This window comes from Pantoea sp. M_9, from assembly GCF_008631385.1.
Taxonomy (GTDB): Bacteria; Pseudomonadota; Gammaproteobacteria; order Enterobacterales; family Enterobacteriaceae; genus Pantoea; species Pantoea eucrina.
Genome location: NZ_VWUF01000010.1, coordinates 45,860 through 58,025, shown reverse-complemented (window position 1 = coordinate 58,025; position 12,166 = coordinate 45,860). Strand labels below are relative to the sequence as shown.

The following is a 12,166-nucleotide window of genomic DNA, read 5'->3' as shown; positions in this document are numbered from 1 at the left end:
TAGCGCTCCCGGCCTGGCGACCGGGAGACGCGGTTATCCGTTAAAGATAGTCGAACTGCGCATCCTGAGTGCGTACGGAATCCAGGCCAATCATAACGTTAAATTTGCCAGGTTCCGCCACGTGCTGCATCTGCTGATTCCAGAATTTCAGCGCGTCAGCATCAATCGTAAAGCGCACGGTTTGTGACTCACCAGCTTTCAGCATAATGCGCCGGAAGCCGCGCAGCTCCTGAACCGGACGGCTGATACTCGCCACCGGATCGTTGAGATACATCTGTACCACCGTTGCCCCGTCACGTTTACCGCTGTTGGTCACCGTTACGCTCGCTTCAATGCTGCCGCTGCGCGGCATCGTGCGGGCGGAGAGCGTCACCGGTGAAACGGTAAAGCGGGTATAGCTCAGGCCGTAACCAAACGGATAGAGCGGGCCGTTGATGGTGTCATAGTAGTGAGAAGTATATTTATTGGGTTTTTCCGGATTATAAGGCCGCCCGGTTGGCAGATGATTATAATACAGCGGGATCTGTCCCACTGACCGCGGGAACGTGACCGGCAGCTTGCCGGAAGGGTTGTAATCGCCAAACAGCACGTCCGCGATAGCATTGCCGCCTTCGGTGCCGCTGAACCAGGTTTCCAGCATCGCATCCGCCATGCGGTCTTCATTCACCAGCGTCAGCGGCCGGCCATTCATCAGCACAATCACCAGCGGCTTGCCGGTGGCTTTCAGAGCCGCCAGTAATTTCTGCTGGCTGGCGGGGATCGCCAGTTCGCTGCGGCTGGACGCTTCATGCGCCATGCCCTGCGCCTCACCCACCGCAGCGACGACCACGTCCGCCTTCTCTGCCTGGGCTACCGCCTCATCAATCATCTGCTGCGGGGTGCGTGTATCGACGCTGACCGCCTGCTCGTAGAGGTTGAGGAAGCCCTGAATACCTTTGTTGTCAGAAACGTTAGCCCCTTTGGCGTAGAGCAGCGTGCCTTTATCTGCCATGGCATTGCGCATCCCCTGCAGCAGCGTCACCGACTGCTTTGCCACGCCCGCGGCTGACCAGCTGCCCATGATATCGCGCTGGCTGTCCGCCAGCGGCCCCACCAGCGCAACGGTCGCGTCACGCTTCAGCGGCAGCGTTTCGTGCCAGTTCTTGAGCAGCACCATGCTCTTACGCGCCACGTCGCGCGCTTCAGCACGGTGCAGACGGCTCTCCGCGTTGGTGTCCTGCGGATCGCTGCTCTGCGGTCCGAGGTGGCTGTACGGATCGTTAAACAGCCCCATGTCATATTTGACGTTGAGCACGTGACGGGCGGCATCATCAATTTCACGCATACTCACCGCCCCGCTTTTCACCAGCGCCGGCAGATATTTGCTGTAGTACTCATCGCTCATGCTCATGTCGATGCCTGACTTCAGCGCAATGCGCACCGCATCCTGCGGATCGCTCGCCACACCATGTTTGATCAGCTCTTTAATCGCACCGTGATCGCTGATGGTAATGCCTTTGAATTTCCACTGGTCGCGCAGCAGATCTTTCAGCAGCCAGCCATCCGCGGTGGCCGGGGTGCCGTTCAGCGAATTCAGCGCCACCATCACGCCACCGCTGCCGGCATCGAGCGAGGCTTTATAAGGCGGCAGATAGTCCTGCGCCAGCCGCTGCGGACTCATATCTACAGTGTTGTAGTCACGCCCCCCTTCTACCGCGCCGTAGGCGGCAAAATGTTTCACGCTGGTCATCACGGCGTAACGATCGGCCGGGCTTTTGCCCTGCATCGCTCTGACCATGGTGCTGCCCATCTGCGACGTAAGATAGGTATCTTCGCCAAAGCCTTCTGAGCCGCGCCCCCAGCGCGGTTCGCGGCTGACATCCACCATTGGCGCCCAGGTCATATTCAGACCATCATCTGCGGCCTCATAAGCAGAAATACGCCCCACTTCACCAATTGCATCGCGATCCCAGCTGGCCGCAAGGCCCAGCGGAATCGGAAAAATAGTGCGCTGCCCGTGCACCACATCGTAGGCAAAGAAGAGTGGAATTTTCAGGCGGCTTAACTGCATCACCTGATCCTGCATGGCGCGGATATCCTGACGGGTGACGGTATTAAAAATCGCCCCAACCTGACCCTGCTGGATCATGTCGCGAATCGCCTCTTTCGGCGTGTCGGGTCCGACGCTGATCAGCCGCATCTGGCCAATCTTTTCGTCCAGCGTCATTTTGCTGAGCAGCTGGCTGACATACGCGTCGCGCGCCTGCTCCGTCATGGGATGTGTTTCACGCAGCGTATCGGCAAACGCCGGCTGCAGAGCCAGGGAGACCGCGAGGCTAACAGAGTAAATCCATTTCATCAGGTTGGGTTCTCTTAAGTAACTGCGCACAATGAAGATTACCGGGGCAGTGTGCCACAAGATGAGGATAGCAGGTAGCCGCCTTTGTCACACGGCGACCAGAGCCGCGCCGCGTGCTACAGTAGAAACGCCACGTTAACGACAAGGACAGGCTCATGAATTCTCACCTTTCTCACCCTGCACTGGTTGCCGACCTGCGCCGTCTGGTTGGTGCCTCTCATCTGCTGACTGATGCGGAACAGACCGCGCGCTATCGTACCGGCTTTCGCTCCGGCGCAGGCGATGCGCTGGCGGTGGTCTTTCCGGGGTCGCTGCTTGAACTCTGGCGGGTCCTGCAGGCGCTGGTCAGCGCGGACGCCATTATCCTGATGCAGGCGGCAAATACCGGCCTGACGGAGGGTTCCACGCCTAACGGCAATGATTACGATCGTCCGGTGGTGATCGTCAGCACCCTGCGTCTCGACCGGCTGCAGCTGATTGATGGCGGCAAACAGATCCTCGCGTTTCCCGGCAGCACGCTCTATCAGCTGGAAAAAACGCTCAAACCGCTCGGGCGCGAGCCGCACTCGGTCATCGGCTCCTCCTGTATCGGTGCGTCGGTGCTGGGCGGGATCTGTAATAACTCCGGCGGCTCGCTGATCAAACGCGGCCCGGCCTACAGTGAGATGGCGCTGTTTGCGCAGGTAGACGCCAGCGGTAAACTCAAGCTGGTTAACCATCTGGGAATCGATCTGGGCCACTCACCGGAAGAGATCCTCGGGCGGCTGGATGATGAGCGCTGGCAGCAGAGCGATGTCCGCTGGGATGAGCGCCACGCCTCGGACCATGAATACGCCGGGCGGGTACGTGACATTCACGCCGATACGCCGGCGCGCTTTAACGCTGACGCCCGCCGGCTGTTTGAAGCCTCCGGCTGCGCCGGTAAGCTTGCCGTGTTTGCCGTGCGTCTGGATACCTTTCCGACTGAGCCACAGCAGCAGGTATTTTATATCGGCACTAACGACCCCGCCGTGCTGGGTGAGATCCGCCGTCATATCCTGGCAGAGTTCACCCATCTGCCGGTAGCGGGTGAATATATGCACCGCGATATCTTCGATATTGCCGAAGTGTACGGCAAAGATACTTTCGTGATGATCGACAAGCTCGGCACCGATAAGATGCCGCTCTTCTTCACCCTCAAGGGCCGGGTTGATGCCTGGCTGAACAAGCTCAGCTTTGTGAAGCCGCACTTCACCGATCGTCTGCTGCAGCGTATCAGTCGCCTCTTCCCGGCTCATCTGCCGAAACGTCTTAAGCACTATCGCGATAAATATGAGCACCACCTGATGCTGAAGATGTCCGGCGAAGGCGTTGCCGAAGCGCAGGCGTATCTGCAGGACTATTTCCGTGAGGGCGGCGGCGAGTTTTTCGCCTGCGACAGCAAAGAGGGATCGCATGCGTTTTTACATCGGTTTGCCGCCGCCGGTGCCGCCGTGCGCTATCACGCGGTGCATGCGGATGAAGTGGAGGATATTCTGGCGCTGGATATCGCCCTGCGCCGCAACGATGAAGCCTGGTTTGAACAGCTGCCGCCGGAGTTTGATAACGATCTGATCCACCGGCTCTACTATGGCCACTTCTTCTGCCACGTATTCCATCAGGATTACATTGTGAAAAAAGGCGTGGATGTGCACGCGCTGAAAGAGAGGATGCTGGCGCTGCTCAGCGCGCGCGGGGCAGAGTATCCGGCGGAACATAACGTCGGCCATCTCTATAAAGCGAAACCGCAGCTGCAGGCGTTTTACCGTGAACTGGACCCGACCAATACCTTCAATCCCGGCATCGGCAAAACCAGCAAACAGAAAGGCTGGGCAGTCAAAGCCTGAGACCGGCAGTTATGTGCAGGGTGGTCTGATAACCACCCTGCCGTTGACTCAGGATTGCGGCGCATCCTGCTCCTGCGTAGCCGCCGCCAGGGCGCGGCGCTCAATGATCATGGTCTGCGGCGCCGACAGCACGATGCCCTCTTTACGCAGCCGCGTCAGAATATCGAACAGCAGATCGCTTTTAGCACCTGAAATCTGGCGCTGGCTGGCGACGTTCCCGGTTACGCTCAGCACTATGCCCGACGGGGTAAGATCTTTAAATGATACCGAAGGTTCAGGCGTCTCCAGAATGCGCTCATTCTCGTTATAGACCTCCAGCAGCAGCTCGCGCACCCGCACCGGATCGATATCGAGCGGGAACGTCAGCTGAATGGTCACCACCCCCTGCGCATTTCCCATAGTGGCATTACGTACGTTTTGTGAAATCAGCTGCGAATTGGGCACGATCACCGTTGATTTGTCGCCCAGCTGAATCTCCGTGGCGCGAACGTTAATCCGCCGGATATCGCCCTCAATGCCGCTGATGCTGACCAGGTCGCCTACTTTGACTGGCCGTTCGGTGAGCAGGATCAGACCGGAAATAAAGTTTTTAACGATCTCCTGCAGACCAAAACCGATACCCACCGATAGCGCGCTGACGATCCACGCCAGCTTGTTCCACTGCAGCCCCATGATGGAGAGCGTCAGCAGGATAATCAGCACGTAACCGATATTGCTGAACAGCGTCACCAGCGAGACGCGCATGCCGACATCCATGGTGGTTTTCGGCAGAAAATCGTTATCCAGCCAGCGGCGCACTGAACGCAATATCCAGATGCCCGCCACAAGGCAAATAAGGGCATTTACCATATGCGCCGGTACAATATTCAGCGACTCCAGCCCTTTGCCACCCCAGAACTCAATCACCTTCTGAATAAGCTCTACCGGCGTAGAGGAGGCAAACGTGCCGGTCATCAGCGCCAGCGCCACAATCCCCATCAGCAGCGCTTTACCCAGCGCGCTGAGCAGCGTGGCGGCCTGCTGCAGATAGCGCTCATCGATATTGAGCGAACTCTGCAGGCGGCGCCCGGCGGCGCTGCTGGTGGAAAACAGGCTTTCACAGCCGTCGGTAATGACGTGGCTTAAAAAGTAGAAGGAGCCAAACAGGATCCCGCACCACACCACTTCATAGCTCAGAAAGCGCGCCAGCGTCACATAGCCGATCGTCAGTGAAATCAGAATCGCAACGGCAGTCAGCGTGAGCGCCAGCTGAACCAGCCCGACCACCGTCGGACGCGCCTCCGGCGGATTGCCGAGCCGCGCCATGCGGCGGCGCACGCGGTTGGTACGCATACTGATAGCGAGCCCGGTGCTGCCAATCAGCAGCGCGGTCAGGCCATTAGCAAAAATCGTCGTGCTGAGACTGGTGCCTACCGTGTAGTTAAACGCTTCTGCGGTCTGAAAGATAAACACCAGCGCAGCGGTAATCGGCGGGAACGGCTTCAGCGCCAGCGCAACCTCATTAGAGATGGCCGGCAGACGCCAGCTGGGACGGCGGGTCGAGAGAAATGCCCGTCCCAGACCGGCAATCAGCCCGCAGTAGACGCTCAGCTGCACCAGACGGGTAACAAAATCCTGTACGTCGCCGGAGACTTCATCCCGGCGGGTAAACGCCAGCGCGCTGAAGTTAAAGGTCAGCACCACCGCAGCCAGCGTGGTCAGCGCGATGGCAGCCGCGAGGAAGCTGCGCCGCAGCCGCCCTTCGGGCAGCTTGTTAATACTCACCCAGGCGAGAAACTCTTCGCTATAGCGCCGTCCCAGCGTCATCACCAGCATCGCAGCCACCAGCCAGCCGATGGTACCGGCACGCCAGTCCGGCTCCCACGACAGTGCCGCCGACGCTTTCAGCTCCGTAATAAAGTCACTGATTTTTTCGCCATCAAGATCCTGCTGGCTCACCAGCGGCGCCCAGAAGCGCGGGCCAAAAATACTGCCGGAATTGAGCGCCAGCTGATTTTTCAGCTGATCGCGGCGCAGGTTCACGATTTGCGAAGAAAGCACCAGCGCACCGTTTTTAATGCCTTCGGCCTGCTTGATCTGATCGTCCAGCTTGCCTTTCTGGTTTTCCAGCGAGCGGCGCTTGCGCGTCACCTCCGGCGTCTCTTTAACGCCGCTGTCCGCTTTGGGCGCGGGGCCCAGTACCGCCAGCTGCGCATCAAGCTGCTGGCGCTGCGGGACTAACGCCTGCCCCAGCGTCTCTGCATTGCCCGACAGCTCCAGCGCCATCTCATTAAGCTGGTTGAGCTGGTTTTCGCTGGTTTCTCCCGAGACCTGTCCTTTGATCTTATCGAGAATTTTTTGCATTTTTGGCAGCTCAACCGCCGGATTCGCCTGCGGCGGCGCTTCTTCTTCCTGTGCCGGCTGCTGTTGCGTCACATCGGGCGCGTCATCCGCCTGGCTCAGCGCGGGCACGCACAGCATGAGCAGTAACAGCGGAACAGTGAAAAAACGAAACTTGATCATAGAACGACATTCCAGCGAAAAAGCCAGTTAAACGAGTATGGCGGCCAGTACAGGAGGTCGCCGCCGGGATGAAAACAGGTGTGATAAGGCTAAATCAGGGTACTGATGATACGCCAGTTTGCAAGTGGCGCGCCCCTCCTGCTGACGGGCGCGCCCTCGTCGTTACTCCACTACCGTATTGCTGGTGGTGAGGCCCGCTTTCTGTTTTTTATACGCCAGCGCTGCCGCCGGAACCGGGGCCGCTTTACCGGTTTCCAGCCAGTCGCGCAGGCGATTAGCATCGGCAAAGTGGGTATATTTGCCAAACGCATCGAGGACTACCAGCGCCACCGGGCGGTTGTTGATCACGGTACGCATCACCAGGCAGTGGCCCGCCTCATCGGTATAGCCGGTTTTCGTCAGCTGGATCCGCCAGCCCTCTTTGTAAACCAGGTGATTGGTATTGCGGAACGGCAGTGCGTAGTTCGGGTGCTGAAACACCGCCGTCTGCTCTTTCGTGGTGCTGAGCTGGCCCAGCAGCGGATACTGACGCGTCGCTTTCAGCAACTTAACCAGATCGCTGGCGCTGGAGACGTTCTGCGTGGAGAGACCGGTGGGTTCCACATAGCGCGTATGCGTCATACCCAGCGCGCGCGCTTTGGCATTCATGGCGCGGATAAAGGCGTTATAGCCGCCCGGATAGTGGTGCGCCAGGCTCGCCGCCGCGCGGTTTTCAGACGACATCAGCGCCAGCAGCAGCATCGAGCGGCGACTGATTTCGCTGTTGAGTTTGACGCGCGAAAATACGCCGCGCATCTCGCGCGTCTGGCTGATATCCACCGAAAGCATCTCATCCATCGGCAGCTTTGCATCCAGCACAACCATCGCCGTCATCACTTTAGTAATGGAGGCGATAGGCCGCACGCGGTCGGGATGGCTGGAGAACAGCACCTTGCCGGTATCGAGATCAACAATCATTGCGCTGCCGGAGGCGATTTGCGGCTGGGCCAGCGGCGCCAGACCCGACAGCGTGGCCGGTGCAGCCAGTACAGGTGTTACCGCCGCCGGGGCCGTCATAAACAGCGCCAGCGACAGCAGAGAAACAGGTAATTTAACAGACATCGTGTCAGTGAGATCCGATCAGGAGTTTTGCGCTGTGAAAGCTCCACAGGCCGCCCGCATCAGGCCTGTCAGGGTGCGGGCTGGCAGCGGCATAATACGCGCAAATGCGGCAAATTTCTTAGTGAGATTGTTTCCGGGCGTTAAAAAGGCCGCAGTTATGTGCGGCCTCAGAAAAAAGCGGGGAAATCAGAACAGCCGCGGTCCATAGCCCCACAGCACAACCGTCAGCGCCAGCAGCACTTCAAATACCAGCACCCCTATCGCCAGCGTTGAACCGGAGAAGCGCATGCTCTCTTCGCGGTCAATATTCAAAAACACCGGGATGCCGACATAGAGCAGGTAGCCGGTGTAGACCAGCGCCACGGCACCCGCCAGTACGCAGAGCCATACCAGCGGATAAAGCGCGACCAGACCGCTGAGAAACAGCGGCGTGGCGACATAGCCGGCGAACACGGTACAGCGCTGAATACCGGGACGCTGCGGATAGTCGCGCGCCATCCAGTGAATGACCCGCCCCATTACCGCGACGCCACCCAGAATCAACAGATAAAAGAGAATACCCAGACCGAGGCCAGTGAGCAGATTGAGCTGAATAAAGCGATTATCGCCCAGATTCCAGCCGAATTGTGTCGTGCCGATAAAGGCGCAGATAACCGGTATCGCTGCCATCAGCAGCACGTGATGCGTGTAATGATGTGAAACGCTTTCGTTTTCCTGCTTGATATGGCGCATTTCCTGATACGGATGCGCCAGAAGACCCCAGACATGATTCATAAAATCACTCCTCTGATGCAGTGGGCCGCCCCTTTAGCATTCAGTCAGACTCCGACAGGCAGCGTCTCTTCAAGTATAACCAGCGCGCCTGTTTTTGCGGCCCGCTGCACAAAAAAAGCCGCCTGCAGCTACACTGCTCAGGTGTCTGTTCTGTCCAGGGAGAAAAAATTGCATCTCGATATCAATGGATTAATCACTCAGTATGGTTATCTGGCCCTGATGATTGGCTGTATTGCCGAAGGGGAAACCTTTACCTTGCTGGGCGGCGTGGCGGCGCATGAGGGGCTGCTGCATTATGGCGGCGTGGTGCTGGCGGCGATGGCAGGCGGCATCATTGGCGACCAGCTGCTGTTCTGGCTTGGCCGCCGCTACGGTACGCGCATTTTGCGCCGCTTCAGTAAACATCAGGCGACAATTGGCAAAGCTAACCGCCTGATCCAGAAGCATCCCAGCCTGTTTGTTATCGGCGTGCGCTTTATGTACGGTTTTCGCCTGATTGGGCCGATTATCATCGGCACCAGCCGCCTGAAGCCGCTGCGCTTTTTTGTGCTTAATGTTATCGGTGCTGCGCTCTGGGCGCTGATTTTTGTCACGCTGGGCTATTTCGCCGGCGAAATCATTGCGCCCTGGCTGCATAAGCTTGATCAGCATCTTAAACATCTGGTCTGGCTGGCGGCGGCTATCGTCACCGGTATTGTATTACGCTATCTGATCCGCCGCTGGAACCACCGCCGCGCCGGTTAGCTATGGTAGCCTTTGAACTGCGGATTCGCCAGGGTGAATCCGCCGTCAACCACAAACGACTGCCCGGTGGTATAGGTTGCCCACTCTGAACAGAGCCACGCCACCAGACTGGCAATTTCACGCGTGTCGCCGGGGCGACCAATCGGGATCTCCGGCATATGGCGGCGATGCGCGTCGCTGTTTTCCATATCGTTCATGGGCGTGGCTATCGCGCCGGGTGCGACGGCGTTAACCAGAATATGATGCGGCAGCAGACTCAGCGCCATCGATTTGGTCAGCCCGCCCAGCGCATGCTTCGCTGCGGTATAGGCCACGGCGCCGGGGAGCGGCGTATGCTCATGAACGGAGGTAATATTGATAATTCGCCCGCCGTCGCCCTGATCCACCATATGATGCGCGGCAATCTGACCACAGACAAACGCGCCGTCAACGTCAACATCAAACACCTTACGCCACTCACTAAAGTTCATTTCAAGAAAATCAGCCTGCGACACTACCCCGGCGTTGTTAACCAGCACATCAATGCGTCCCAGCGAGTTAATCAACTGCGCCAGCTGTTTACCGCCCGCCTGCGGATCGGAGAGATCGAGCTGGCGCACCTGCGCCTGCTGCCCCTTGCTCTCCACCAGACGCGCGGTCTCCTGCGCGCCCTCCTCATCGGTGTGCCAGGTAATGCCCAGGGTATAGCCCGCTTCCGCCAGCATCACCGCACAGCTGCGGCCGATGCCTGAATCCGATCCGGTGACCACTGCGACTCTCTGTTTGCCTGTCGTCATCACGCTCTCCTCACTGTTAACGATTTTTTCAGTATAGAAGTTATCCATCCGTGCCACGGCGCTGCCCTGTCAGCCGTTTCGTCTATAGTTAACAGTCAGATAAGGTACCGGAGGCGGGATGAGCAAAATTAAACGCAGAATTGATGACCACGGGGTAATCGGCGATTTGCGCACCTGCGCCCTGATCGCAAACGACGGCACTATCGACTATCTCTGCTGGCCAGAGCTGGACAGCCCTTCTGTTTTTGCGGCACTGCTCGACAGCGAAGAGGCGGGCCGTTTTACCCTTGCGCCTGACTGGCCGCAGGCGCGTCGCCAGCAGCTCTACCTGCCTGATACCAATATTCTGCAGACCCGCTGGCTGGCTGATGAGGGGGTGGCGGAAATCACCGACTATATGCCGATCTGCGATGAGAGCAGCAAAGTCCCGCGGCTGGTACGCCGGGTAAAAATGGTGCGCGGCACCGCCACTTTTCAGCTGGTCTGCGCGCCGCGTCACGATTACGCCCGGGCTGAGACGCGCGCTGAAGCGCGTGAAGGCGGCGTGGCGTTTCTGGCGGAGGGGCAGCCCGCGCTGCGCCTGAGCGCCACGCTGCCGCTGCGCTGCGAAAATCAGGCAGCGGTAGCGGAATTTACGCTGCAGAGTGGCGAACACGCGGAGTTTGTCTTTGGCAACGATGACGATCCGCACGTTGAAACCATCTCAACGGCGCGCTGCTTTCAGGACACGCTCGATTACTGGCTGCGCTGGAGCAATCACAGCTCCTATCAGGGGCGCTGGCGCGAAATGGTGACGCGTTCAGCGCTGACGCTGAAACTGCTTACCTCACATGAGCATGGTTCGATCGCCGCTGCCGCCACCTTTGGTCTGCCGGAGGAGCTGGGCGGTGAGCGCAACTGGGACTACCGCGCCTCCTGGATCCGCGACGCTTCGTTCAGCATGTATGCGCTGATGCGCCTCGGCTATGTAGAAGAGGCGCACGATTTTACCCGCTGGGTTGGCCGCTGCATTGAGCACAGCCACGATGACACGCCGCATCTGCAGGTGATGTATCGTCTCGATAGCGGCACCGAACTGCATGAAAGCGAACTGCTGAATCTCTCTGGCTACGCCGATTCACGGCCGGTTCGCATCGGTAATGACGCGTGGCATCAGACGCAGCTTGATATTTATGGCGAGCTGATGGACGCCATCTACCTGGCCAACAAATATGGCGACGCCATCTCTCATCGCGGCTGGCTGCACGTCTCCAGCATGATTGATTACGTCTGTGATAACTGGAATCAGCCGGACGCCGGTATCTGGGAGATGCGCGGTGAGCCGGAGCATTTTCTTCACTCGCGCCTGATGTGCTGGGTGGCACTGGATCGCGCGCTGCGGCTGGGCATGAAGCGTTCACTGCCGATGCCTTACGATCGCTGGGACCGGGTGCGCAGCGAGATCCGCGACGATATCTGGCAGAACTTCTGGAACGCCGACCTGGGGCACTTCACCGCGACGCGTGGCGGCACTGCTCTGGATGCCTCAATGTTGCTGATGCCGCTGGTGCGCTTTGTCAGCTCCACCGACCCCGACTGGCTGGCCACGCTGGATGCCATCAAGGCTAATCTGGTCAGCGATGGCCTGGTACGGCGCTATAATATCAGCGAAACACCGGCTGACGGACTGGCCGGCGGCGAAGGCTCTTTTGTCGCCTGCTCTTTCTGGTACGTGGAGTGTCTGGCGCGCGCCGGCCGGGTACAGGAGGCGCATTTCGAGTTTGAAAAGCTGCTAAGCTACGCCAATCCACTGGGTCTGTATGCCGAAGAGTTTACCGAGCGCGGCTATGCCCTGGGCAACATTCCACAGGCGCTGAGCCACCTGGCGCTGATCAGTGCCGCCTTTTTTCTTAACCGGAAACTCAGCGGTGAAGTGACGCTCTGGCAGCCCTGACTATTCACAATTTGGGGCATTGCGCCAACAGATTTATCTGTTAAGAAGGACTTTTTGCGTAAAGTATCTTCAGGCAGTAAAAATCATCATTCCCATCGCCGCAGCAATGCACATATAATGCGCAGCGGGTCAC

The 12,166-nt window shown here is 58.6% G+C and carries 8 protein-coding genes; 3 read left to right on the top strand and 5 right to left on the bottom strand.

Features of this window, described 5'->3' with window-relative positions; all coding sequences use genetic code 11:
- Window positions 1–40: 40 nt before the first annotated feature.
- Entirely contained in the window at window positions 41–2,338 is a 2,298-nt protein-coding gene (gene bglX, locus F3I15_RS14005) for a beta-glucosidase BglX (protein ID WP_150018315.1), read from the bottom strand.
- A gap of 155 nt (window positions 2,339–2,493) precedes the next feature.
- Between bglX and dld the strand changes: the two genes are divergently transcribed.
- Window positions 2,494–4,203 (top strand): D-lactate dehydrogenase, encoded by a 1,710-nt coding sequence (gene dld / locus F3I15_RS14000; RefSeq protein ID WP_150018314.1) that lies wholly within the window; start codon window positions 2,494–2,496, stop codon window positions 4,201–4,203.
- Window positions 4,204–4,251: 48 nt separating this feature from the next.
- Here dld and F3I15_RS13995 read toward each other — a convergent pair whose 3' ends face one another.
- The 3 genes from F3I15_RS13995 to F3I15_RS13985 form a co-directional block, all read right to left on the bottom strand.
- Window positions 4,252–6,705: a DUF3772 domain-containing protein gene (locus F3I15_RS13995; RefSeq protein WP_150018313.1), complete on the bottom strand. Its 2,454-nt coding sequence runs from the start codon at window positions 6,703–6,705 to the stop codon at window positions 4,252–4,254.
- Between the two features lie 162 nt (window positions 6,706–6,867).
- Window positions 6,868–7,806 (bottom strand): D-alanyl-D-alanine endopeptidase, encoded by a 939-nt coding sequence (gene pbpG, locus F3I15_RS13990; RefSeq protein ID WP_150018312.1) that lies wholly within the window; start codon window positions 7,804–7,806, stop codon window positions 6,868–6,870.
- A gap of 186 nt (window positions 7,807–7,992) precedes the next feature.
- Window positions 7,993–8,580 (bottom strand): Yip1 family protein, encoded by a 588-nt coding sequence (locus tag F3I15_RS13985; protein ID WP_150018311.1) that lies wholly within the window; start codon window positions 8,578–8,580, stop codon window positions 7,993–7,995.
- A gap of 168 nt (window positions 8,581–8,748) precedes the next feature.
- Between F3I15_RS13985 and F3I15_RS13980 the strand changes: the two genes are divergently transcribed.
- Window positions 8,749–9,324 carry a DedA family protein gene (locus F3I15_RS13980; protein WP_150018310.1) on the top strand — a complete coding sequence of 192 codons (576 nt, stop codon included), beginning with the start codon at window positions 8,749–8,751 and terminating at the stop codon, window positions 9,322–9,324.
- On the opposite strand, the gene F3I15_RS13975 is transcribed toward F3I15_RS13980, so the two are convergent.
- Complete coding sequence (locus F3I15_RS13975; RefSeq protein WP_150018309.1) at window positions 9,321–10,100, bottom strand: SDR family oxidoreductase; 780 nt, start codon at window positions 10,098–10,100, stop codon at window positions 9,321–9,323. The two genes, F3I15_RS13980 and F3I15_RS13975, sit on opposite strands and share 4 nt — an antisense overlap.
- Before the next feature lie 118 nt (window positions 10,101–10,218).
- On the opposite strand from F3I15_RS13975, the gene F3I15_RS13970 reads away from it, so the two are divergent.
- The gene (locus F3I15_RS13970) at window positions 10,219–12,033 is read left to right on the top strand and encodes a glycoside hydrolase family 15 protein (RefSeq protein WP_150018308.1); all 1,815 of its coding nucleotides are present in this window, start codon (window positions 10,219–10,221) and stop codon (window positions 12,031–12,033) included.
- Window positions 12,034–12,166 lie beyond the last annotated feature (133 nt).